The sequence below is a fragment of the Mycobacterium mantenii genome (genome assembly GCF_010731775.1).
GTDB classification, from domain to species: domain Bacteria; phylum Actinomycetota; class Actinomycetes; order Mycobacteriales; family Mycobacteriaceae; genus Mycobacterium; species Mycobacterium mantenii.
Genome location: NZ_AP022590.1, coordinates 3,459,560 through 3,482,671 on the forward strand (window position 1 = coordinate 3,459,560; position 23,112 = coordinate 3,482,671).

26 protein-coding genes and 3 pseudogenes are annotated in these 23,112 nt (G+C 67.6%); 10 read left to right on the plus strand and 19 right to left on the minus strand.

Annotation, left to right across the window (positions count from 1 at the left end; genetic code table 11):
* The first annotated feature begins 1 nt into the window (after position 1).
* The 4 genes from G6N50_RS15465 to G6N50_RS15480 are packed head-to-tail and all read left to right on the plus strand — an operon-like array spanning position 2 to position 3,614.
* The gene (locus tag G6N50_RS15465) at positions 2–982 is read left to right on the plus strand and encodes an NAD(P)-dependent oxidoreductase (RefSeq protein ID WP_083093360.1); all 981 of its coding nucleotides are present in this window, start codon (positions 2–4) and stop codon (positions 980–982) included.
* Positions 979–1,632 carry an L-fuculose-phosphate aldolase gene (locus G6N50_RS15470; protein WP_083093358.1) on the plus strand — a complete coding sequence of 218 codons (654 nt, stop codon included), beginning with the start codon at positions 979–981 and terminating at the stop codon, positions 1,630–1,632. Before G6N50_RS15465 ends, G6N50_RS15470 begins: the two co-directional genes overlap by 4 nt.
* Positions 1,632–2,549, plus strand: a complete 918-nt coding sequence (locus tag G6N50_RS15475) for an MBL fold metallo-hydrolase (RefSeq protein ID WP_083093356.1) — start codon at positions 1,632–1,634, stop codon at positions 2,547–2,549. Before G6N50_RS15470 ends, G6N50_RS15475 begins: the two co-directional genes overlap by 1 nt.
* A 27-nt stretch (positions 2,550–2,576) precedes the next feature.
* Complete coding sequence (locus G6N50_RS15480; protein WP_083093354.1) at positions 2,577–3,614, plus strand: NAD(P)H-dependent amine dehydrogenase family protein; 1,038 nt, start codon at positions 2,577–2,579, stop codon at positions 3,612–3,614.
* Between the two features lie 3 nt (positions 3,615–3,617).
* Here the strand turns inward: G6N50_RS15480 and G6N50_RS15485 are convergent, their stop codons facing one another.
* Positions 3,618–4,850 (minus strand): zinc-dependent alcohol dehydrogenase, encoded by a 1,233-nt coding sequence (locus G6N50_RS15485; RefSeq protein ID WP_083093352.1) that lies wholly within the window; start codon positions 4,848–4,850, stop codon positions 3,618–3,620.
* Positions 4,851–5,015: 165 nt separating this feature from the next.
* Between G6N50_RS15485 and G6N50_RS15490 the strand changes: the two genes are divergently transcribed.
* Genes G6N50_RS15490 through G6N50_RS15500 form a run of 3 tightly spaced genes read left to right on the plus strand, consistent with a single transcriptional unit; the run spans position 5,016 to position 7,829 of the window.
* Positions 5,016–5,966: a class I SAM-dependent methyltransferase gene (locus G6N50_RS15490; RefSeq protein ID WP_083093349.1), complete on the plus strand. Its 951-nt coding sequence runs from the start codon at positions 5,016–5,018 to the stop codon at positions 5,964–5,966.
* A 13-nt stretch (positions 5,967–5,979) separates the two neighbouring features.
* Positions 5,980–6,891, plus strand: coding sequence for a class I SAM-dependent methyltransferase (locus G6N50_RS15495; RefSeq protein WP_083093347.1), 912 nt, complete (start codon positions 5,980–5,982; stop codon positions 6,889–6,891).
* A gap of 23 nt (positions 6,892–6,914) precedes the next feature.
* Positions 6,915–7,829 (plus strand): class I SAM-dependent methyltransferase, encoded by a 915-nt coding sequence (locus G6N50_RS15500; protein WP_083093345.1) that lies wholly within the window; start codon positions 6,915–6,917, stop codon positions 7,827–7,829.
* A gap of 30 nt (positions 7,830–7,859) precedes the next feature.
* Here the strand turns inward: G6N50_RS15500 and sppA are convergent, their stop codons facing one another.
* On the minus strand, positions 7,860–9,635 hold the full coding sequence (sppA, locus tag G6N50_RS15505; RefSeq protein WP_083093343.1) for a signal peptide peptidase SppA: 1,776 nt from the start codon (positions 9,633–9,635) through the stop codon (positions 7,860–7,862).
* A gap of 38 nt (positions 9,636–9,673) precedes the next feature.
* Between sppA and G6N50_RS15510 the strand changes: the two genes are divergently transcribed.
* Positions 9,674–10,600: an LLM class flavin-dependent oxidoreductase gene (locus G6N50_RS15510; RefSeq protein WP_083093341.1), complete on the plus strand. Its 927-nt coding sequence runs from the start codon at positions 9,674–9,676 to the stop codon at positions 10,598–10,600.
* Here the strand turns inward: G6N50_RS15510 and rplO are convergent, their stop codons facing one another.
* The 10 genes from rplO to rplN form a co-directional block, all read right to left on the minus strand.
* Positions 10,601–11,044: a 50S ribosomal protein L15 gene (gene rplO, locus G6N50_RS15515; protein ID WP_066869416.1), complete on the minus strand. Its 444-nt coding sequence runs from the start codon at positions 11,042–11,044 to the stop codon at positions 10,601–10,603. It abuts the gene before it with no gap.
* On the minus strand, positions 11,041–11,259 hold the full coding sequence (gene rpmD / locus G6N50_RS15520; RefSeq protein WP_067833815.1) for a 50S ribosomal protein L30: 219 nt from the start codon (positions 11,257–11,259) through the stop codon (positions 11,041–11,043). The genes rplO and rpmD overlap by 4 nt, the downstream gene beginning before the upstream one ends.
* Positions 11,256–11,939, minus strand: coding sequence for a 30S ribosomal protein S5 (gene rpsE, locus G6N50_RS15525; RefSeq protein WP_083093339.1), 684 nt, complete (start codon positions 11,937–11,939; stop codon positions 11,256–11,258). Before rpsE ends, rpmD begins: the two co-directional genes overlap by 4 nt.
* Positions 11,940–11,976: 37 nt before the next feature.
* On the minus strand, positions 11,977–12,345 hold the full coding sequence (gene rplR, locus G6N50_RS15530; RefSeq protein WP_083093559.1) for a 50S ribosomal protein L18: 369 nt from the start codon (positions 12,343–12,345) through the stop codon (positions 11,977–11,979).
* Positions 12,346–12,386: 41 nt separating this feature from the next.
* Positions 12,387–12,926 carry a 50S ribosomal protein L6 gene (gene rplF, locus G6N50_RS15535; RefSeq protein ID WP_083093337.1) on the minus strand — a complete coding sequence of 180 codons (540 nt, stop codon included), beginning with the start codon at positions 12,924–12,926 and terminating at the stop codon, positions 12,387–12,389.
* A gap of 23 nt (positions 12,927–12,949) precedes the next feature.
* Positions 12,950–13,348, minus strand: a complete 399-nt coding sequence (gene rpsH, locus G6N50_RS15540; protein WP_068073394.1) for a 30S ribosomal protein S8 — start codon at positions 13,346–13,348, stop codon at positions 12,950–12,952.
* Between the two features lie 139 nt (positions 13,349–13,487).
* On the minus strand, positions 13,488–13,673 hold the full coding sequence (locus tag G6N50_RS15545) for a type Z 30S ribosomal protein S14 (RefSeq protein ID WP_007167851.1): 186 nt from the start codon (positions 13,671–13,673) through the stop codon (positions 13,488–13,490).
* Between the two features lie 4 nt (positions 13,674–13,677).
* Positions 13,678–14,250 (minus strand): 50S ribosomal protein L5, encoded by a 573-nt coding sequence (rplE, locus tag G6N50_RS15550; protein WP_083093335.1) that lies wholly within the window; start codon positions 14,248–14,250, stop codon positions 13,678–13,680.
* 1 nt (position 14,251) lies between these two features.
* A complete protein-coding gene (rplX, locus tag G6N50_RS15555) occupies positions 14,252–14,569 on the minus strand; it encodes a 50S ribosomal protein L24 (protein ID WP_067102759.1) in 318 nt (105 codons plus the stop codon).
* The gene (gene rplN, locus G6N50_RS15560) at positions 14,570–14,938 is read right to left on the minus strand and encodes a 50S ribosomal protein L14 (RefSeq protein WP_003403649.1); all 369 of its coding nucleotides are present in this window, start codon (positions 14,936–14,938) and stop codon (positions 14,570–14,572) included.
* A gap of 328 nt (positions 14,939–15,266) precedes the next feature.
* Between rplN and G6N50_RS15565 the strand changes: the two are divergent.
* Positions 15,267–16,529, plus strand: a pseudogene (locus G6N50_RS15565) (adenylate/guanylate cyclase domain-containing protein).
* On the opposite strand, the pseudogene G6N50_RS15570 reads toward G6N50_RS15565, so the two are convergent.
* The 6 genes and pseudogenes from G6N50_RS15570 to G6N50_RS15585 form a co-directional block, all read right to left on the minus strand.
* Positions 16,526–17,988, minus strand: a pseudogene (locus G6N50_RS15570) (HNH endonuclease signature motif containing protein). The pseudogenes G6N50_RS15565 and G6N50_RS15570 overlap by 4 nt on opposite strands.
* Before the next feature lie 108 nt (positions 17,989–18,096).
* Positions 18,097–18,165: pseudogene (locus G6N50_RS30120) on the minus strand (DUF4436 family protein); the annotation flags it as partial.
* Between the two features lie 90 nt (positions 18,166–18,255).
* Positions 18,256–18,486, minus strand: coding sequence for a hypothetical protein (locus tag G6N50_RS30125; RefSeq protein ID WP_372509959.1), 231 nt, complete (start codon positions 18,484–18,486; stop codon positions 18,256–18,258).
* A 42-nt stretch (positions 18,487–18,528) separates the two neighbouring features.
* Positions 18,529–18,684, minus strand: a complete 156-nt coding sequence (locus tag G6N50_RS30130; protein ID WP_372509960.1) for a hypothetical protein — start codon at positions 18,682–18,684, stop codon at positions 18,529–18,531.
* Positions 18,685–18,925: 241 nt separating this feature from the next.
* Positions 18,926–19,816 (minus strand): formylglycine-generating enzyme family protein, encoded by an 891-nt coding sequence (locus G6N50_RS15580; protein WP_083093333.1) that lies wholly within the window; start codon positions 19,814–19,816, stop codon positions 18,926–18,928.
* Between the two features lie 21 nt (positions 19,817–19,837).
* Positions 19,838–20,785, minus strand: coding sequence for a DUF4436 domain-containing protein (locus G6N50_RS15585; protein WP_083093331.1), 948 nt, complete (start codon positions 20,783–20,785; stop codon positions 19,838–19,840).
* Positions 20,786–21,050: 265 nt separating this feature from the next.
* Here G6N50_RS15585 and pstS point away from each other — a divergent pair, with 265 nt between their 5' ends.
* Positions 21,051–22,109 carry a phosphate ABC transporter substrate-binding protein PstS gene (pstS, locus tag G6N50_RS15590; protein WP_083093329.1) on the plus strand — a complete coding sequence of 353 codons (1,059 nt, stop codon included), beginning with the start codon at positions 21,051–21,053 and terminating at the stop codon, positions 22,107–22,109.
* Positions 22,110–22,115: 6 nt separating this feature from the next.
* Here pstS and G6N50_RS15595 read toward each other — a convergent pair whose 3' ends face one another.
* Entirely contained in the window at positions 22,116–23,042 is a 927-nt protein-coding gene (locus G6N50_RS15595) for a DUF4436 domain-containing protein (RefSeq protein ID WP_083093327.1), read from the minus strand.
* Between the last annotated feature and the right edge of the window lie 70 nt (positions 23,043–23,112).

Consider the following 23,112-nt stretch of genomic DNA (forward strand, 5'->3'; position numbering starts at 1 on the left):
CGTGACGTCCAAACCACGCGCCTTGGTGACCGCCCCGCTGCGGGGGCCGGGCTTCGCCAAACTGCGTGAGCTGGCCGACGTGGTGTACGACCCCTGGATCGAGCAGACCCCGCCGCGCATCTACAGCGCCGAGCAGCTGGCCGAGCGGATCACCGGCGAAGCCGCCGAAATCGTGGTGGTGGAAAGCGATTCGGTGCGCGGCCCGGTGTTCGAGCAGGGCGTGCGGGTGATCGCGTCCACCCGCGGCGACCCCAACAACGTCGACATCGCCGGCGCCACGGCCGCCGGCATCCCGGTGCTGAACGCCCCGGCCCGCAACGCCGATGCCGTCGCCGAGATGACGGTCGCCCTGCTGCTGGCCGCCACCCGGCACCTGCTAGCCGCGGACGCGGATATGCGCAGCGGCAACATCTTTCGTGACGGCAGCATCCCGTATCAGCGGTTCCGCGCCGCCGAGATCGCCGGACTCACCGCCGGGCTGGTGGGCCTGGGTGCCGTCGGCCGTGCGACACAATGGCGGCTGTCCGGGCTGGGCCTGCGGGTCATCGCGCACGACCCCTACAACCCCGATGCCCGGCACAGTCTCGACGAGCTGCTGAGCGAGGCCGACGTGGTCTCGCTGCACGCCCCGGTCACCGAAGACACGGCCGGCATGATCGGCGCGCGGGAGTTCGCGGCCATGCGCGACGGCGTGGTCTTCCTCAACACCGCCCGCGCCCAGCTGCACGACACCGATGCCCTGGTCCGCGCCCTGGCCGCGGGCAAGGTGGGCGCCGCCGGGCTGGACCACTTCGTCGGCGAACGGCTACCGGCCGATCACCCGCTGGTCGGCATGCCCAACGTGGTGCTGACGCCGCACATCGGCGGCGCCACCTTCAACACCGAGGCGCGCCAGGCGCAGATGGTGGCCGACGACCTGGAGGCGCTGCTGGGCGGCAACGCCCCCGCACATATCGTCAATCCGGAGGTGCTGGGGTCATGAAGTTCGTCGACAACCCGGAAACCGCGGTGCTGGACGCCGCCAAGGACATGTTGCGCCGCGGCCTGGTGGAGGGGACGGCCGGCAATATCTCGGCGCGGCGCGCCGACGGCGGCATCGTCATCACGCCGTCGTCGGTGGACTATCGCGACATGCAGCTCGACGACCTGGTGCTCGTCGACCCGGACGGCGCGGTGCTGCACGCCGCCGAGGGCCGGGCACCGTCGTCGGAGATGCAGCTGCACCTGGCCTGCTATCGGGCCTTCGATGACGTCGGCAGCGTCATCCACAGCCATCCGGTGTGGGCGACCATGTTCGCCATTGCGCACCAACCGATTCCGGCGTGTATCGACGAGTTCGCGGTGTACTGCGGTGGGGACGTCCGGTGCAGCGAGTACGCCGCGTCCGGCACCGCCGACGTCGGGGCCAACGCCGTGAATGCGCTCGACGGCCGGGGCGCCGCGCTGATCGCCAACCACGGGCTGGTCGCGGTGGGACCGCGACCCGACAAGGTGCTGCACATCACCGCGCTGGTCGAGCGGACCGCCCAAATCGTCTGGGGTGCACGCGCTCTCGGTGGCCCGGTGCCGATCCCGGAGGACGTCAACCGCAACTTCGCGTCCGTCTACGGCTACCTGCGCGCCAACACCTGATGTGCCCGGTCCGCTTCGGCCACGCGGGCGTGGCCCGAGTGCTGGAACTTCAATTCGACCTGGGGACATGCCTTTTCCCGCAGACGCCGCCGTCAGGTTGGCAACACAATGCCGACCTGCTGGTGCCGGACTTCTTCGACCCCTCGACCGATCAGTGGCACATCGCGATCCAAAGCTGGGTCATCGAGGTCGACGGGCTGACCGTCGTCGTGGACACCGGAGTCGGCAACGACCGCCAACGCCCGCACATGCCGGCTCTGGATCACCTGAACACCGCATTCCTGCCCGCGCTACGGTCCGCGGGCATCGACCCCGACGCCGTCGACGTGGTGGTCAACACTCACATCCACTCCGACCACGTCGGGTGGAACACCATGCTGCGCAACGACATCTGGGTGCCGACGTTTCCCAACGCCCGATACCTGGTGCCGGCCGCCGACTACCGCCACTTCGCGCCCGACGGCCCCGCCGCGCGGCGGACGCCGCGCAGCGAAGAGGAAGCGGCCCAGCAGCGCGGTGACCAGCTGGTGTTCGCCGACAGCGTTGCGCCCGTCGATGCGGCCGGGCAGCTCGTGCAATGGTCGGACGACTATCAGCTGAGCCGGTCACTGCGGCTGCGGCCCGCACCCGGGCACACGCCGGGCTCGTCGGTGCTGTGGCTGGATGCGGGCGAGCCGGCGATCTTCGTCGGCGATCTCACCCACAGCCCGCTGCAGCTGCGCCGGCCCGCCGACGCCTGCGCCTTCGACGTCGACGCGCCAGCCGCCGCGGTCACCCGCCGGCGGATATTCACCGAGGCCGTCCGGGCGAAGGCCGCCGTGATCCCGGCGCATTACCCCGGTCGCGGCGGGGCGACGATCCGCGCCGTCGCCGACCGATTCGACGTCGATGAATGGCTGGATTTCGAGCCACTCTGAGCATCCCCGAGCGTTACGGTTGACGCCATGCCGCCATACCGAGTGGTCCAGTGGTCGACCGGCAACATCGGCCGTCGGGCGCTCGGCGTCCTGCTCGACCGCGACAACTTCGACGTGGTCGGCGTTCACGCATTCGATCCGGACAAGGTGGGCCGCGACGCCGGGGTGCTGGCCGACCGGCCCCCGATCGGTGTGGCCGCAACCTCCGATGCCGACGCGTTGATCGAGCTTGCGCCGGACTGCGTGAACTACATGCCCCGCGCCATCGACTACGAGCTGGTGCTCAGGATGCTGCGCTCGGGCATCAACGTCGTCACGACGGGAGACTTCCTGACCGGCACCCATCACCCAACCGAACTCCCGGCGCTCGAGGAGGCGGCCCAACAGGGCCAGGCCACCTTCCTGGGCACCGGCTTCGAGCCGGGCTTCATCAACGTCGTCGCCGGCTTTCTCACCGGCGCCTGCCGAGAGGTCCACAACGTCAAGCTCGTCGAAACCTTGGACTGCACCACCTATCCCGTATGGGAGGTGTGGCGAGTGCTCGGGTTCGGCAAACCACCCCGCGAGCCGGTGACGCACATCGATCCGGCGACGCAGCGGTACGGCCTCGGCTACTTCGAGACGCTGGACATGATCGCCGCCATGCTCGGCGTCGAACTCGAGTCCAAGGACGCGTTCGTCGAGCCCGCGGTGCTGACCCGGGATCTGAATCTGGGGTGGGTGGACTTCGCGGCCGGCACCATCGGCGGCCAGCGCCGCACCTACCGCGGCCAGCGCGGTGGTCGCCCGGTGGTCGAGCTGGCCATCTGCTGGACCATGAGCGACGACGCGCTCGACCCGCAATGGACCGATCCCAAGGGTTTCAGCGTGGTGATCGAAGGCCGGCCACGCGTCGACGCGACGATCCGGTTCGGCAACCCCGGCGAGGACGTGATGACCGTGTTGATGGACAGCACCGCGGTTGCGGCCGTCAACGCCATACCGTTCGTTTGTGAGGCCCAACCGGGCGTCATCACCCCGATCGACCTGCCCATCACCGGGTCCCACGGCGCGCTGACGGTCTGACGGCTAGCGCTGGTCGAAAGCCACCTTGACCGCGCCACTTTCGGCCTGATTGGCGAGCACCCCGAAGGCGTCGCGCCACTGCTCCAGCCCGAACGTATGAGTGAGCATGGGGCGCAAGTCAATCCGCTGAGCACCGGCCAGATCGAGGTAGTGGGCGATGGCGTGCTTGCGCTGCCCGTCGACCTCCTCGATCCCGAAGGCGTTGGAGCCGACGAGGGCGATCTCCTTGAAGTACAACGGACTCCACTCCCACCGGCCGGGGGCATGGACACCGGCCTTCACCAAGGTCCCCCGCGAGCGCAGCACCCGGACCCCGAGTTCGAATGTCTCGGGCTTGGCGATGGTGTCGTAGACGACGTCGATGGCGCCGGGGTGAGCCATCGGCAGACCCCGCAGCGGCCGGTGCAGCCGGCCACCGCCCCAGGCGACGAGTTCTTCGATGAGGGCCGCGCGCGGTTCGTGGGCGAGCACTTTGGCCGCGCCGAACCGCCGGGCCAGCTCCGCCTGCGCCGCGAAGCGCGCCACCACCGCGACGGCCACGTCGGGATACAGCGCCCGCAGGATCGCGACCGCGCACAACCCGAGCGAGCCGGCCCCGTACACCAGCGCGGAGCCCGAGCGGGGCGGCGGGTGGCGGGTGATCGCGTGCAGGGACACCGAGAACGGGTCGGCGAACATCGCCATCTCGTCGGGAATCGAGTCCGGAACCCCGAACAGCATGCTGTCGTGGGCGGGCATCAACTCGGCGTAGCCGCCTGTCACGTCGGCCGACACACCGGTATGGATGCCGGGTTTGAGGTCGCCGTCGGCGAAGCTCCAGCACAGGCTGTAATCGCCGACTTCACAAGCGGGACAAGGCGGTTGGATGCCTCGCGGTCCGCACGACAGCCACGGGTTGAGCACCACCCGCTCCCCCACCTGCAGCCCCCGCGCCCGGGGTCCCAGCGCCACCACGTCGGCGACCACTTCGTGGCCCATGACTTGCGGAAACGAACAGAGGGCGGCCATGGCGTTGTCGCCGTCGCCCTCACCGAAATCCATCAGGATCTGCTTGGAATCCGACCCGCAGATGCCGGTCAGCCGCGGCCGGGTGAGCACCCAGTCCTCGTGCGGCAGTTGCGGATCCGGCAATTCGCGCAGCGCGGTCGGGGTCCGGGCCAGGTTGCGGGTCAGCGGGTTGGCATCATCGGGGACCTCGACGAGTTCCGGTGGCACGCCGAAGACCAGCGCCTTCATCGGGCCGCACCCCGTCCCGACCAGGCACCCGCGATGAGCACCCGTTGACCAGCCGCCGCGTACGCCATCAGTACAGGTTGCCGCGAATCGCGGGAAGCGTACAGTGGGGGAAGCTTGTTATATCGGCTAAATATTAGATTGGCTACCTCCGATAGGGGCACACACATGACTTCCACCAGGTACGAAGGCGACACCTGGGACCTGGCGTCGAGCGTCGGGGTGACCGCGACAATGGTCGCGGCCGCCCGCGCCATGGCTACCCGCGCCGACAACCCACTGATCAGCGACCCCTTCGCCGAGCCGCTGGTCAAGCTAGTCGGCGTGGACCTGCTGTCCCGGCTGGCCACCGGCGAGCTGGATCCCGCCGAGCTGAACGACGTGCACGACGGCGCCGCGGGGTCCGCCGGGGCGATGTCGCGGATGGCCGACAACATGGCGGTCCGCACCAAGTTCTTCGACGAGTTCTTCCTGGACGCGACGAACGCGGGCATCAAGCAGGTCGTGATCCTGGCTTCCGGTCTCGACGCCCGCCCGTACCGGCTCGCGTGGCCGGCCGGGACGGTGGTCTACGAGGTGGACCAGCCGAAGGTCATCGAATTCAAGACCCGCTCGCTGGCCGATCTGGGCGCCGCCCCCACCGCCGAGCGCCGAGTGGTGGCCGTCGATCTGCGCGAGGACTGGCCCTCCGTGCTGCGCGCCGCCGGGTTCGATCCGGCCCAGCCGACCGCGTGGAGCGCCGAGGGCCTGCTCGGCTACCTGCCGCCCGACGCGCAGGATCGCCTGCTGGACACCATCACCGAGCTCAGCGCGCCGGGCAGCCGGCTCGCCACCGAAAGTGCGCCCAACCCCGAGCCCGGCGACGAGGAGAAGATGAAGGAGCGCATGCAGACGATCTCCGAGCGCTGGCGGACGCACGGTTTCGAGCTGGACATGGCGGGACTGGTCTACTTGGGTGATCGCAACGAAGCGGCGCCCTACCTAGCCGCCCGCGGTTGGCGGATGAACAGCGTCAGCATCCGGGAGCTGTTCGCGGCCAACGGAATCGACCCGCTCACCGACGACGACGTGCGCATGGGCGAGATGCTCTACACCAGCGGCACCCTGAGCGAGAAATAGGAGCTGACCCCCGATGACCACTGACACGGGCAGAACCGAGGGCGACAGTTGGGATTTGGCGTCCAGCGTGGGCGCGACGGCCACCATGGTCGCCGCGTCCCGCGCGCTTGCGTCCCAGGGACCGAACCCGCTACTCGACGATCCATTCGCCGACCCCCTGGTCCGCGCGGTGGGTCTGGCCCCCTTCGTTCGCATACTCGACGGGGAAGTCGATTTCGACGATGACCCACTGCTGAACCGCAAGACCCGGGCCGAACAGATGGCCGTACGGACCAGGTTCTTCGATGACTTCTTCGTGGGTGCCGCGAAAGACGGTGTGCGACAGGCGGTTATCCTCGCTTCCGGCCTCGACACCCGGGCCTACCGGTTGCAATGGCCGGCGGGCACGGTGGTCTACGAGATCGACCAGCCGCAGGTCATCGAATTCAAGACGAACACCCTGGCCGATCTCGGCGCCGCTCCGACCGCCGAGCGCCGGACAGTCGCCATCGATCTGCGCGAGGACTGGCCTGCGGCGTTGCGGGAGAGCGGTTTCGACACCACCCAGCCGACCGCGTGGAGCGCCGAGGGGTTGTTACCCTACCTGCCCCCCGATGCCCAGGATCGTTTGTTCGACAACATCGCCTCGATGAGCGCGCCGGGAAGCCGGCTCGCCACCGAGCACGTGCCCGACCCGAACGCATTCACCCAGGAGCGAGTGCAGCGCATCAGCGAGCGATGGCGGCGCGCCGGTTTCAATCTCGACGCCGCGGACCTGTTCTATCAGGGCGAGCGCAGTGTCGTCGTCGATTATTTAACCAATCACGGTTGGCAGGTGACGGCTCATCCCGTCAGGGAACTCTACGCGCGCAACGGCTTCGAGTTTCCGGAGGATGAGATGGCGGCCTTCGGCAACCTGAGTTACGTCGCCGCCATCCGCAAGTAACGCTCGGGTTAGGGTTTGAGACCATGTCACGCACTCACGACGACGAGTGGGATCTGGCGTCCAGCGTCGGCGCGACCGCGACCATGGTCGCGGCCGGGCGCGCGATGGCGACCAGGGATCCCCGCGGTTTGATCAACGATCCGTTCGCCGAGCCGCTGGTGCGCGCGGTCGGGGTGGATTTCTTCACCAAGATGATGGACGGCGACCTCGATCTGGACTCCATCGAGAACGCCACCCCGGTGCGTATCCAGTCGATGGTCGACGGAATGGCGGTGCGCACCAGATTCTTTGACGATTACTTCGTCGACGCGACCGGTGGCGGGGTGCGCCAGGTGGTGATCCTGGCGTCCGGGCTGGACTCGCGCGCCTACCGGTTGCCCTGGCCGGCCGGCACCGTGGTCTACGAGATCGACCAGCCGCGGGTGATCGAGTTCAAGAGCAGCACCCTGGCCGGCGTCGGCGCCGAGCCGACCGCGACTCGGCGCACCATTCCCATCGATCTGCGCGCGGACTGGCCCACCGCGCTCAGGGCTGCGGGATTCGATACCGCGGCGCCGACGGCCTGGCTGGCCGAGGGCCTGCTGATCTACCTGCCGCCGGAGGCCCAGGATCAGCTCTTCGACAACATCACCGCGCTCAGTGCGCCCGGCAGCACCATCGCCACCGAATTCGTGCCCGGCATAGTGGATTTCGATTCCGAACGGGTCCGCGAGATGTCCGGTTCATTCCGGGAGCACGGCGTCGACATCGACATGGCGTCGCTGGTCTACACCGGCGAACGCACGCATGTCATCGACTATCTGTCCAGCATCGGGTGGCAGGCCGATGGCGTGACGCGAACGGAACTCTTCGCGCGCAACGGCATCGAGGCGCCGGCCCCCGAGCACGACGACCCGCTCGGCGAGATCATCTTCATCAGCGCCAAGCTGGCGGGCTAGTCGCGACCATCGGCCTAGTGACCATCGGGGCTACAGCCGCCAGGAGCCCAGCCACAACGCGCTGGCCCCGCTGTACGACCGTTCGGCGTTGTCCAGGATGGCGCCGATGGTGCGGCCCAGCAGCGCGCCCAGCGCGTCGGGCACCGACGCGGCGGCCGGTTGCGAGGAGGCCCGCGGCCGGAGCATGTCCAGCAGCGAGCCGCCCGGGTAGGTGACGACGCGCACGGCGGTGTCCTCGTCAAGTCCGGCAAGGATTTTCGCCCGGCGCAGCGCGGTTCGGAAGCCGCCCAGTTCGTCGACCAAGCCCCGCTCGCGGGCGTCGGCACCGGTCCAGATGCGGCCCCGGGCGACCCGGTCGACGGCTTCGGTGGTCAGGTTGCGGCCGTCGGCGACCCGCTCGAGGAAGTCGGCGTACACCAGGTCGGCCTCGGCTTCCCGGCGGGCGCGCTGCTCCGGGGTGAACGGAGTCTCGATCGACCACGCGTCGGCGTTGGCGTTGGTGCGCACGGTGTCCAGCCCGACGCCCAGGCGCTCCAAGAGATCCCGGATCACCAGCTTGCCGGTGAGCACGCCGATCGAACCGGTGATGGTCGCGGGGCTGGCCACGATCGCGTCGGCGGCCGCCGCGATGTAGTAGCCGCCGGAGGCGGCGACTGCACCCATCGACGCCACTACCGGCTTGCCGCGTTTGCGAGCCCTTTTCACCTCGCGCCACAGGGTTTCCGATGCGGTCACCGAGCCCCCGGGGCTGTTCACCCGCAGCACGATCGCGGACACCGACTCGTTGGCGGCGGCCTCCCGCAGCGCCGGGGCGATGGTGTCGCTTCCGACGGTGGAGGCGCCGAACGGCAGGAACTGGGGCCCGCCACGCCCGTCGACGATCGTGCCGTCGACGTTGATGACGGCCACCGTCGGCTTGGGGCGCCGCCCGGGAACCGAGGGCACCGGCGGGGTCAGCCGGGAAGATCGGGCCGCACCTGCGTAGCGCGACAGATACAACCTCGGTGGTGCGCTCTCCTCGGAAACATCTTGCACCCCAACCATTTCCGCCATCCGGTCGTAGGCCTCGTCCCGGAAGCCGATCCGGTCGACCAGGCCCGCGGACACGGCCTCCTCGCGCAGCAGCGGGGCGCGGTCGGCGAGCGCGTCGAGCACGCCGGCATCGAGCTTGCGCGATTCCGCGACCGCTGCCCACACCTGCTCCTGCACGCTCTCCAACATCCGGGTGACGGCCTCGCGGTGGGCCTCGGTGAAGCCGTGCTCGGTGAAACGGTTCGCGGCCGACTTGTATTCGCCGCGCGCGACGAATTGCGCTTCGATCCCGGCTTTGTCGAACGCGTCGCGCAGGAAGGTCTCGTTGCTGGCGAAGCCGATCAGCCCGACGCTTCCGGCAGGCTGCATCCAGACCTCGCCGAACGCCGAAGCCAGGCAGTACGACAACGTGCCCGGGTAGGTCTCGGCCCAGGCCAGGGACGGCTTGGCGGCGGTGAAGGCGGCGATGGCCTCGCGCAGCTCCTGCACCGCGGCCGCCGGCGACGCGGTGAGTTGTACCCGCGCGATCAGCCCGGCCACCCGCGGATCCTCGGCCGCCCGGTAGATGGCGGCCACCATGTCGCGCAGCGCTACCGGCCGGCCCCCGCTGATGAGGGCCAGCGGGTCGAAGCCCGTCGTCTCCGGCGGGATCGAACGCAGGTCCAGCTCGAGCACACAACCGTTGGGCACGCCGCGATGGCGGGCGGTATCGACCCGCCCGGCCAGGGTCCGAACCTCGTCGACGCCGGGGATCGAAGGCAGGAAAGCGAACATGTCTGCAGACTACAGAGAGATGCCCGTACGGTGGTCGGGTGAGGTTCTCCATCGCGATCCCGCAGTTCGACTACGACGGTTTCGACGGGGCGGGGCTGCGCGCTTTCCTCGCGCGCGCCGAGGAGCTCGGGTTCGAGGGCGGCTGGCTGCTCGAACAGATCATCGGGCCCGCACCGTTGCTGGCGCCGCTGGAACTGCTGGCGTATTGCGCCGCCTGCACCGAGCGGCTGCGCCTGGGCGTCGGCGTCCTGGTGACGTCGCTGCACGACCCGTTGCAGTTGGCCTCGGCCGCCACCGCCGTCGACCGACTCAGCCACGGCCGGCTGGACATCGGTGTCGCCCCCGGTGGCGGTAGGCGGAAGTTCGCCGCCTTCGGCGTCGACAAGGACACCTTCATCTCGTATTTCAGCGAGGGGCTGGAGCTGATGAAGGCCGCGTGGTCCGACGAGCCGAGGGTGACGTTTCACGGCCGGTTCCGCGACGTCGACGACCTGCCCATCCAACCCAAGCCGGTGCAGCGACCGCACCCGCCGATCTGGTTCGGCGGCCTCGCGCCCAAGGCGCTGGCCCGCGCGGTGCGGCACGGCGACTCATTCCTGGGCGCCGGCTCGTCGACCACCGAAGCGTTCGCCGGCGCCGTGAACGTCGTGCGCCGCGAGCTCGACGAGCAACACAAGGACCCCGCCGGCTTCACCATCGGCAAACGCGTCTATTTGATGGTCGACGACGACGCCGCCCAGGCACGGGAACGTGTGCTCGCCGGGCTGGACCGCATCTACGGGCGGATGCCCGGCGTGCAGGACGTGCCGGTCTACGGCACACCCGACGACGTGGTGCGCGGGCTGCGTGAGGTCATCGACGCCGGGGCGCAGATGGTGCTGCTGAACCCCGTCGGCACCGATGCCCGCGAGAACCGTGAGCAGATGGAACGCCTTGCCGCAGAAGTGATTCCGCAGCTGAGCTAGCTAGGACAGCTCGGTCGCCGAACCGCCCGCGGCGGTGATCTTCTCGCGTGCGCTGCCGCTGAACTTGTGCGCGGACACCTCGACCTTGACCGTCAGCTTGCCGTCGCCGAGGACCTTGACCAACGAGTTGCGACGAACCGCACCCTTGGCCACCAACTCGTCCACGCCGATCGAACCGCCCTGCGGGAAAAGCCGATTGAGGTCGCCGACGTTGACGATCTCGTACTCGGTACGGAAGCGGTTGCGGAAGCCCTTGAGCTTGGGCAGCCGCATGTGGATCGGCATCTGGCCACCCTCGAAGGTCGCAGGCACGTTCTTGCGTGCCTTGGTGCCCTTGGTACCGCGACCGGCGGTCTTGCCCTTGGAGCCCTCACCGCGACCGACCCGGGTGCGCGCGGTCTTCGACCCGCGCGCCGGCTTGAGATCGTGCAGCTTGATCGTCATTTCTTGCTACCTCCGGAACCCGCGGCCGTCGCCTCCGCCGGCTCCACCTCGACGAGGTGGCTGACGACCGCGATCAGCCCGCGGGTCTGCGCGTTGTCCTCGCGGACCACTGACTGGCGAATCTTTCGCAGGCCCAGGGTGCGCAGGGACTCGCGCTGCTTCCAGCGGGCCCCGATGGTGCTGCGCACCTGGGTGATCTTCAGTTGACTACTCATGGCTGCGCCCCCGAGGTCTGGGCCTCGCGGGCCGCAGCACTGGCCATCGCGTCACTTTCGCGGCGCGCCTTGAGCATTCCGGCCGGCGCAACGTCCTCGATGGGCAGGCCACGGCGCGCGGCCACCTCCTCGGGGCGCTGCAGCAGCTTGAGCGCGGCGACCGTCGCGTGCACCACGTTGATCGCGTTGTCGCTACCCAGTGACTTGGCCAGGATGTCGTGCACACCAGCGCATTCCAGCACCGCACGGGCGGCACCACCGGCGATCACACCGGTACCCGGGCTGGCGGGACGCAGCAGCACCACACCGGCGGCCGCCTCACCCTGCACCGGGTGGGTGATGGTCCCGCGGATCAGCGGCACCCGGAAAAAGCTCTTCCGGGCCTCCTCGACGCCCTTGGCGATGGCCGCGGGAACTTCCTTGGCCTTGCCGTAGCCGACACCGACCATGCCGTTGCCGTCTCCGACGATCACCAGCGCGGTGAAGCTGAATCGCCGACCACCCTTGACCACCTTGGAGACACGGTTGATCGCGACAACCCGTTCCAGGTAGTTGCTCTTGTCGCCGTCGCGGTCGCGGCCACCACGACCGCCGTCGCCACGCCGACCGCGGCTGTCGCGGTCACCGCGCGAGTCACGGCTGTCGCCGGCGCCTCGTCCGCCGGCCGGCTGCTCCGCCATTATGCGGTCCTTCCAGTCGTGTTCAAGCTCTCTGTCATCAGAATTGCAATCCGTTCTCGCGTGCGGCATCGGCCAGCGCCGCGATCCGTCCGCCGTAGGTGTATCCGCCTCGGTCGAAGACCACGCTGTCGATGCCGGCGGCCTTGGCGCGTTCGGCGATCAGCTGGCCCACCCGCACGCTGCGGGCTTTCTTGTCTCCCTGCAGGCTGCGCACGTCGTCCTCGATCGACGACGCCGCGGCCACCGTGGTCCCGGTCTCGTCGTTGACCAGTTGCACGTGAATGTGTCGCGCGGACCGGTTGATCACCAGCCGCGGACGCTCCGGAGTACCGGCGATCTTCTTGCGCAGCCGTGCGTGCCTGCGCAGCCGAGAGACGCGTCGAGTCGCGGATACGCTCTGCCCCAACGGCTTTCGCGCGGCGATGCCGCCTTGTGTTTGCGCCATGATTACTTACCTGTCTTTCCGACCTTGCGCCGGATCTGCTCACCCTCGTAGCGCACGCCCTTGCCCTTGTACGGGTCGGGGCGGCGCAGACGGCGGATGTTCGCCGAGATCTGGCCGACCTTCTGCTTGTCGATCCCGGTGATGGAAAACTTCGTCGGCGACTGGACGGCGAACGTGATGCCGTCCGGAGCCTCGATCACCACGGGGTGGCTGTAGCCCAATGCGAACTCGAGGTTGGAGCCCTTGAGCTGCACCCGGTAACCGACGCCGAAGATCTCCATCTTGGTGGTGTACCCCTCGGTCACGCCGGTGACCAGGTTGGACACCAGGGTGCGCGACAGTCCGTGCAGCGAGCGGTTGCGCCGCTCGTCGTTGGGACGGGCGACCACGATCGCGCCATCGTCGTTGCGCGACACGGTGATCGGCTCGGCCACCGTCAGATCCAGGGCGCCCTTGGGTCCCTTCACCGACACCTTCTGACCGTCGATCGTCACGTCGACTCCGGACGGGACTGGAACCGGCTGCTTACCAATGCGAGACATAGTCTTTCGTTACCTCCCCGCCCTTACCAGACGTACGCGAGGACTTCGCCGCCCACGCCCTGTCGGGCTGCCTGGCGGTCGGTCAGCAGACCCGAGGAGGTGGAGATGATCGCCACACCCAGGCCACCGAGCACGCGCGGCAGATTGGTGGATTTCGCGTACACCCGCAGACCGGGTTTGGACACGCGGCGCAGGCCGGCGATGCTTCGCTCCCTGCTCGGCCCGTACTTGAGCTGAACGATCAGCGACTTGCCGACCCGAGCATCCTCGGTCCGGAAGTCGGTGATGTAGCCCTCGCTCTTGAGGATCTGGGCGATGTTTGCCTTGATCTTGGAGTGCGGCAACGTCACCTCGTCGTGATACGCCGAATTGGCGTTGCGCAGACGTGTCAAGAAGTCTGCGATCGGGTCCGTCATGGTCATCGAGCGCCACTCCTCTTCATCGCTGCGCTCTGCATCGTCGTTGTCGCAGTCATGACAGTGTCTGTCACCTTCCTCGCGATGGTTCCCGGTCCGGGCCTGTCGCGCACCTTTTCTGGGTTGGTCTTACGGGTTGGGGCTGTTACCAGCTGCTCTTCTGCACGCCGGGCAGTTCGCCCGCGTGCGCCATCTCGCGCAGGCAGATCCGGCACAGGCCGAATTTGCGGAAGACCGCGCGCGGGCGGCCGCACCTGTTGCAACGCGTGTAGCCGCGCACCGCGAACTTCGGCTTGCGTGCGGCCTTGTTGACCAGTGCCTTCTTTGCCATCTACTCAGTTCTCCTTGAACGGAAAGCCGAGGGCCCGCAACAGCGCTCGTCCTTCGTCGTCAGTCGTCGCCGAGGTGACGACGTTGATGTCCATGCCGCGGACCCGGTCGATCTTGTCCACGTCGATCTCGTGGAACACCGACTGCTCAGCCAGGCCGAAGGTGTAGTTGCCGACACCGTCGAACTGCTTGGGCGAAAGCCCGCGGAAGTCGCGGATACGGGGCAGCGCGATCGAGGTGAGACGGTCCAGGAACTCCCACATCCGGTCCCCGCGCAGGGTGACCCGCGCACCGATCGGCATGCCCTCACGCAGCTTGAACTGGGCGATGGACTTGCGTGCGCGGCGGATTTCGGGCCGCTGCCCGGTGATCGCCGCCAAGTCGGTGACCGCGCCGTTGATCAACTTCGCGTCCCGCGCCGCGTCGCCGACACCCATGTTGACGACGACCTTGGTCACCGTTGGGATCTGCATGACATTGGCGTAGCCGAACTGCTGCTGCAACGAATCACGAATCTCGCTGCGGTAGCGCTCTTTCAGGCGCGGCTGAACCTTTTCTTTAGCCTCTGCTGTGGTCATGCTAGATGTCCTTGCCGTTGCGCTTGGAGATACGAACCCGCTTGCCGGTCTCCTCGTCGAGCCGGTAACCGACGCGGGCCGGCTTACCGTCCGAGTCGACGACCATCACGTTGGAGACGTGGATGGGGGCTTCCTGGGTGACGATGCCGCCCGACTGCGCTCCGCGTTGGTTGGTCGAAATCGCGGTGTGCTTCTTGATCCGGTTGACGCCCTCGACCAGCACTCGGTCGCGTTCCGGATAAGCCTGCAGCACCTTGCCTTTGGCGCCCTTGTCCTTGCCGGCGATGACCAGGACGGTGTCGCCTTTGCGGACCTTCATTTACAAAACCTCCGGGGCAAGCGAGATGATCTTCATGAACCGCTTCTCGCGCAGTTCGCGACCCACCGGCCCGAAGATGCGCGTCCCGCGCGGGTCGTTGTCGGGCTTGATGATCACCGCGGCGTTCTCGTCGAACTTGATGTAGCTGCCGTCGGGACGCCGGCGCTCCTTGACCGTGCGCACCACGACGGCTTTGACGACATCCCCACGCTTGACGTTGCCGCCGGGGATGGCGTCCTTGACGGTCGCGACGATGACATCACCGATGCCGGCGTAGCGTCGCGACGAACCGCCGAGCACACGGATGCACAAGATCTCCTTGGCGCCGGTGTTGTCGGCGACCTTCAGTCGCGATTCCTGCTGAATCACTCGATCTCCTGACGTGGTTGCGTGTGCACGGCAGGAGAACCCACCGGGGTGGGCATTCGGCGGGCATGACCCACCAAAAACCTGACGTGCGCGGTCTCTGTCGCCGAAGGGCACGCGGGGCCGATTCACACCGGCCGAGGTCTGCCCAAGGCAACCCCTAGAGTCTAGGGGACGACCAGCTCAGAGCCAAATTCTGCTCACCGGCGATCGAGATCGGCCGGGTCTTCATCAAATGGTGGCACCGAATCGCTGAGGATCACGTCAGCGGAACGCTCTTGAACAGCGGAAACGTCTGCTGAGCCGCGAGCTGAGAACTAGACTTCCGGCAATGTTCTCGGAGACGCGCTATGCGATGAACGGGAACTTGCGCGTCGTTTACCGGGCGTCTGCCCAGGGTGAGGCCGAGCTGCCGTTGCTCAGGGCTGGCCGGAGTTTATGACGTCGCTCGGTCGGATGATTTTTTCGATCAGCCGGGCACCGGTGTATCCGACCCTCCTGACCCCCGCACGATGCCGAAACCGGAGCAATGGGCCGACAGCATCACAGCGGTGCTCGATGACATCGGCAGTTGCGAATCCGTGCTTCTCGCCAACACATCCGCCGTGGCGCCTGCGGCGCTGTTCTCCGCGACACACCCGTCCCGCACGACCGCACTCGTCATACTCGAGGGCTTCGCGGACCCTTTCGGCTCCCCTGCCGATGGATGGACGCTCGAGCAGAGCGAAGCCGCAGTGGTTGCTATGTGGGGAACAGGCGAGTAACACCACGTCATCAATCCGGACATGCCATGGAACGAGGAGATCCGGGCGAGCCTTGCCCGTGTCGAACGCTTGGCCGTGAGTCCGAAAACCCTGGGGTCATACTGCCACTGAGCAGCCGAACGGACGCGCGGTCAATCCTTTCAACCATTCGTGTGCCGACCGTCGTTCTTCACCACGCCGACGACCCAATGATTCCCGCCGCGACGGGCAAGTACATCGCCGACCACATTCCGCGCGCGAAATACGTTGAGCTGCCGGGCCGCAACGTGTACCACTTCGTCGAACCGGACTGGCGCGCGTCCTTCCGAGAGGTCGCCGAGTTCCTCACCGGGCACCAGACTGACGTCGCCGATGATCGGGTACTTGCCACGGTGTTGTTCACCGACATCGTGGATTCGACGCGTAGGGCCGCGGCGATGGGCGACCGGGACTGGCACGCGCTGCTCGACGCGCACGCCGCCATCGTGCGGTCACAGCTGGCTCGCTTTCGGGGCCGCGAGGTCAGCACAGCCGGAGACGGGTTCCTGGCTATGTTCGACGGTCCCCAACGAGCGATCCGCTGCGCCATGGCAATTCGCGACGCGGTGCAGGCACTCGGTATCGAGGTGCGCGCCGTGTTGCACACGGGCGAGTGCGAGGTCCGCAGCGACGATATCGGTGGGATCGCCGTGCAGATCGGCGCGCGGGTCAGCGCTTTGGCCGGGCCGAACGAGGTGCTGGTGTCCAGCACGCTGCACGACCTGTTGATCGGGTCAGGCCTCGAGTTCATCGAGCGTGGCTCCCACCAGCTCAAGGGCGTGCCCGGTGAATGGCGCCTCTTCGCCGGCTAGAAAGGCGGCGGATCATCCTCGCCGTCGGCCGGTGATGCGGGACCGATGCAGGCGGACTCGCGCTCTCGGCGTTTCGTTTGCCGGGCGTTGCGATTGTGCTTGCGCTCGACCGCAATTCGCGCGGCCCGGTTTTGGGCGCGGGTGCGGGTGCGCAGCGGCATCATGGCGGTGCGCTCGGCGCACGGGTCGGGTTTCAGTCCGGTGGGTAGGGGCGGGTCGCCGGTCGGGGCGCACAGGCTGGGGAACAGCAGCGCGCTGCCCGGGGTGGTGACATAGGTGTGCCCGTCGGGCAGGGTCCAGATGACCGTGCCGTCGGGCAGCTGGTGATCGCGCCATCCCCAAAATGTCTTCATCAGATGGTGACATCGACACAGCGCCTTGAGATTCGACGCGTGCGTGGGCCCGCCCTGACCGTAGGGGATGGTGTGGTCGAGGTCGCAGGCGCTGGCCGGGCGCTCACACCCCGGGGCCCGACAGGTCAAATCCCGGCACCGCACAAAATCAGCCAACCCAGCCGAGGGGGCATACCGGGGTTCAGCGGCTGCCGGTGGGCGCAGCGGCACCAGGCGCGCCGAGGCGGCCAGCTCGGTGAGCACCTCGGCCGGCAGGAGACCCTCCACCCCGGACACCACCGCCGGGGTGGGGCCGCGGCCTTCGACACTGGCCTGCTCGGCGACCACGTGGATCACCACATTGCCGGCGGGCGTGGCCGCACCTGCCGGACAGTCGGGCCGTCGGCAGCCGCACACCAGCCGTACTCCCCCAGCGGCCAGCACCCCCACCGCATCGGCGCGCCGCTGGACGAGGGTGCGCGGGTCGGCGTCACACACGGTGGCGGCCAACTCCGTCAAGCGCCGGTCCAGGGCCTGACCGTCGGGGCCGAACACGCTGCCGCTGACCCAGGCCATCCCCGACTCGTTGGCCAGCACGTCCACAAAACGATCGCTGATCGCTTGCTGGGCCCGGCGCACCGCATCGCCATCCACGGCGGCCACCACCCGGTCCACCGCGGCGGCCAACCCACCGCGGGTCAGCGAGGGGCGTCGCGACAACAGCGCCGCCAACTGCGCGTCCACCTTCGCCAGCACCTCGGGGTCATCGATCAGATCAGTGCGAAACACGATCGTCTGAAACGCCCGATAATCGATGCGGCCGGCCTGAAACACCTCACCCACCCGCGGCACCCGATCACGCATCGCCATCGCATACCGCAAATAGCTATGCCCCATCGCCACGCTGCACCCCAACGCCGCCCCCAGCTGCGCGGCCACCACCTCCCACGCATCGGCCGACCAGTCCGCGCACTCCCCGGACTGCCGACAGCACAACACCAGCAACTCCCCGGCAGGCACCAACCGCCCCGCGGCCGCGCGCGCCTCGGCACGCCCGGCTCGCGCACCCGATCCAGCAACGCCGACGACTCCAGCGTCGGACGCGACGCATACCACCACTCGAACATACATTCGATCATCCCACGCCGGTCCGACACCCGGCTCCGACAGTCAGTCGCCTGATCGATCCAGGAACCGGGCGGCGGCGCCCCGGGCAGGATGTTGCGCAGCGGGACGATTGCGAACAGGTTCGCGGCATACCAGGTGGCGAACGGCGGCAGGAATTTCCGTCTGCCCAGCGCCATCGGAATTGCGACCAGCAGTGCCAGGGTGGGCAGGGCTGATCAGCACCAGGCAGATACCGAGGTCGAAGATCAGCGGACCCTTGGCCCGCTTCAGGGTGATGACGACGTTGCCGTTGTCGGTCGCGCCGGGTGGGCAGCGCGGTCGAGTCGGCTGAGTTGGGCCGGCGCCTTGCCCTTCGGGTATTGCAGATCCCCCAAATCGCTTGTGGGATAAAGACGTACCGCGACGTCATTGGCCATAACGTCAAACGGTTGTCGTACTGCGGAACTCCGGGATAGGCGAGCACCTCGACGGAGAGACGGTTCGTCGACCGGCTTCAACTCTTCGAGGCGCAGCTGGACGATCGTGGCATCGCCCCCGCCCTAACTCAGATCCAGCGGTGGCAGTGGGCCTTCCGAGCGCTGCAGAAAATGCACACCGAAAAGGGACAGGACATAGACGACGATGACGCCCGCGAGGATGACGACACCGATCGCGATCCGCGGCGCCTCGCGCTTTTTCTTTGCGGGCGTGACCACCGCCAGCAATCGTCCAGCGGGACACCGGAGGGCTTGCTGACGTCGGACCGGCGCCGCTGGCGAGATCCGGCCGGAACGGGGTGGCACGTGGTCAGATGTTAGAGAATGCCAGGGCCCGCCGCGCGGCGAAATTCACTGCCCAGAAAGGCAGCAGGCGCCCGTCGCCCACCGGCCATGCGGCGTTAACTTCACCGGCCGACGTCGTCGGCACCCAACCGGACGACCCAGCGCCTCGAGTTTGCTAACCCGATGCCGGATCCGTTACGCAGCGAAACCCGATGTGCGTCGTCGCGGAGTCCTGCGATTGCGGTGACCGGGCCGCCGGACGGTAACGGTGGCAGTACTCCGGCGCGCACAGGTGGCTGCCGCCCTTCAACGTCTGGTTGACGGACGGGTCGGCGGGACCCGACGGGGTGCAGCAGGACTTGGGCGGCTGGTCGAGCCGGTGATGTGCCGAGAATTCGGTGGCAGTCCATTCCCACACGTTGCCGATCATGTCGACGAGCCCAAATGCGTTGGGGGCGAACGTGCCGACTGGCGACGTCCCCACCCAGCCGAGCGCCCCGTCATTACGGTACGGGAAGCTGCCCTGCCAGGTGTTGGCCATCAGCCGGCCACCGCTCCTGGCCTCATCACCCCACGAGTACGTCGTCGTGGAACCGGCCCGGGCGGCGTACTCCCACTCGGCCTCGGTCGGCAGCCGACGCCCCGCCCAGCGCGCATAGGCCGCGGCGTCCGGATAGGCCACCTGTACCACCGGATGATCGCCGCGGTCCGCGGCATCGCTGTCGGGCCCGAACGGATGGCGCCAGCTCGCCCCCGGCATCCAATGCCACCATTGCCGCCAGTCGCGCAGGTCGACCGGCCCCGGCGTCGGCCGGAAAACCAATGCACCAGGGCATAAATCGTCGGGATCCGCTCCCGGATACGCCGCCGGGTCGATCGGCTGCTCGGCTACCGTCACATACCCGGTGGCGGCGACGAATTCGGCGAACTGCGCGTTGGTCACCGGGTGCCGTTCCACCGCAATGGGACCCACCGTGACGGTGTGGATCGGCGCCTCTTCGGGGTAGAAGCTGGTCGACCCCATGCGGAATGACCCGCCAGGCAGGTCGACCAGCTCGCTCAGCACCCCGTCAGGCTACGCCGGCCCCTATTCGGATTGCCGATACCAGGTCAGCATGTAGAGAGCCATCGCCGCGACGAGCGCGATCAGCACCCAGAGCACCAGGACCTGGTCGATCCACGCACCCGGCGGCGGCGCGCCCGGAAGGAAATTCCGGATCGGGATGACGGCAAACAGCATCGCGGCGAACCACGTCACGAACGGCGGCACGAATTTCCTTCGTCCCAGGGCGATTTGGATGGCAACGGCAAGAGCCAATGCGGGCAGCGCGAAGAGGACCAGGCAAATTCCCAGGTCGAAGATCAGCGGCCCCTTGGCCCGGTGCAAGGTGATGACGACGTTGTCGGGGCGATCCGCCTCCTGGCTGGCCTCACCGACGCGCTGAACGCTGACGTCCCAGCCGTCCAAGCCGCCGGTGACCTCGACTCGCGCGGGTATGTAATGGCGCGCATCGCCCTGGCCGACGAGCACCTCGGCGGACAGGGTGTCGGTGCTGTAGGAGTCGAACGGCCAGTTGTTCGGGTTGCCGTGTGCCTCGATGGTCGTCGCCACCTGCGCCGGCGACTTCCCGGCCGGGTACTGCAGGTCGCCCAGGTCATTCGGGGGATCCATGCGCACCGCGGTGTCGGTCGTGAGCACCTCGAGGCGTTTGTCGAACATCGACTCCTCGGGAATCACCAGCACCTTGACCGTGAGGCGGTTGGAGATGGTGTCCAGCTTTTCGAGGCGCACCAAAACGACGGTGTCGTTGGTCGCGTTGAGGTCCGGCGGCTTGAGCGGTCCCGCGGTCTTGGCCAGCAGATGCACCCCGAACAGCGACAGGACGTAGACCACGACAAAGCCCGCGGCGACGGCCACGGCGATGACCCCGCGTCGTTTGCGCCGCCGGTCGGGCGCGGCCGCGGGCGGAGCCGTCGCGGGTGGTTGCTCCGTCGGTGCTGGAGACGGTAGTGAGGGCGGCGCTTGATGGGTCATCGGTGAACACCTCCGTGGGGGATCAGAGCTTTCGAGGACGGATGCTAGCGAACCCACGATCGCTGCGGGGTGACTTCACAATCTCGTCATGTTTAGGTAATTCCCGCAATATGTCATGACGTGAGCACCGGCACAGCGAAACCACTGCGGCGGATCGAAAAAGCCCACCCACCGGACCGAGCAAATTTTCAACCACCCGCCGGTGGGCGCACCAGTTCATCCGGAATTTGTTTGCCTGTTAATCCGCAGCGGTAACAGTCGTGGAGTGAAGCGCAATCGATCGATCGTCAGCGTGCTGGCGGCCGCCACGATGTCGGTTTCCGCCTGCAGCGACCCCCCCTTGAGCCTGCCGTACACCGCCGGGGCCAAGGTCGACTGCGGCGGCAAGCAGACCCTGGCGGCCAGCGGTTCGACCGCGCAAGCCAACGCGATGACCCGCTTCATCGAGGCCTATCGCCAGGCGTGCTCCGGGCAGACCCTCAATTACACCGCCAACGGGTCCGGCAACGGCATCACCGACTTCCTCGCCGGCAAAACGGATTTCGCCGGTTCGGACACGCCGCCCTCGGGCGACCAGTACGCCGCCGCCAAGCGGCGGTGCGGTGGTGCCGACGCCTCGTTGGTGCTCGACGGCCCCACCCTGACCAAGATCTTCAACGGCACCATCACGCGCTGGGAAGACCCGGCCCTGGCACTGCTCAACGCCTCCATGCCGGCCGAGGACATTCATGTCATCTACCGCAGCGACGACTCGGGCACCATCGACAACTTCCAGACCTACCTGCAGTCCGCGTCGGGAGGAGCCTGGGCCAAGGGTGTGGGCAAGACCTTCAACGGCGGTGTCGGTACCGGCGCCGTCGGCAACACCGGCACCGCCGCCGCCGTGAAGAGCACCGAGGGAGCGATCAGCTACAACGAATTGTCGTTCGCGCTCCAGCGGGGTCTGTTCGCCGCCGAGATCAAGACGCCGGCCAGCCGTCGGTCGTTGCGCCCGGTGCGGATCGGGACCGACACGGTCGGCAAAACCATCAAGGGCGCCAAGATCACCGGTGCGGGCAATGATCTGGTGCTCGACCTGTCGTCGTTCTACAACCCCGCGCAGCCCGACGTGTACCCGATCGTGTTGGCCACCTACGAGATCGTCCGCTCGAAGTACCCGACCTACGACGTGGCCAAGGCGGTCAAGGCTTTTCTGGCGGCTATCGGCCCCGGTCAGATCGAACTGGCCAAAAGCAGCTACATCCCGTTGTCGCCCGACTTCCAGGCACGGGTCTCCAGCGCGGTCGACGCGATCAGCTCCCCGGATGCGCCCAAGCCCGAATGAGCGAATTCAGGTCTTGGTAGGCGTTTTTCGATCGCGTTGTCGCCACCAGCCGACCAGGAACAGCGTCAGCGCGGTGACCAGCGCGATCAACACCCACAGCACGATGGCCTGGTCGACCCACGAGCCGTACGGTGGGCTGCCCGGCAAGATGTTGCGCAGCGGGACGATGGCGAAAAGCATTGCGCCGTACCACGTGGTGAGCGGCGGCAGGAAGGATGTCCTGCCCAGCGCCACGGGAATGGCGACCCACAACGCCAGGACGGGCAGCGAGATCAAGACCAGGCAGATGCCGACGTCGAAGATCAACTGTCCCTTAGCCCGGTGCAACGTGATGACCACGTCGTCCTTGAGGTCCGGGTTGGTGTCTTCGGCGTCGTGGACCCGGGTGACGGTGGCGTCCCACCCGTCCAGCCCTCCGGTGGCTTCGACGCGGGCGGCCGTCTTCTCCTTGTTGGCGCCGGATCCGGTGAACACGTCGGCGGAGATGACCCCGGTCCGGTACGAATCGAACGGCCAGTTCGCGGGATCGCCGTGCGCCTCGATGGTCGTAGTCACCTGCGCGGGCGCCTTGCCGACCGGGTACTGCAGGTCACCCAGGTCGTTGTCGGGATACAGCCGGACCGCCGCATCGGTCGTCAGCACGCCGAAGTTCTTGTCGTACAACGTGTCTTTGGGATAGACGAGCACGTTGACCGTCAAGCGGTTCGCGACGGTGTCCAGTTTCTCCAACCTCACCTGCACGACGCTGTCCTCGGCCTCGACCTTGCTCAGGTCCACCGCGGGCAGTGGCGGCGCCGATTTGGCCAACAGATGCACGGCAATCAGCGACAGCGCGTAGATGACGATGAGGGTGGCGACGATCCCGAACGCGATCGCGATTTGCCGTCCTCGTGCGCCGGTCGGCGCGGGCGGCGCCGGCGGCCCGGCGGTCATTGGGGCATCACGCTGCGAGATGCTAGCAGCGCAGACCCGAATTTTCAGCGCATAGCGATGACACGGTTTC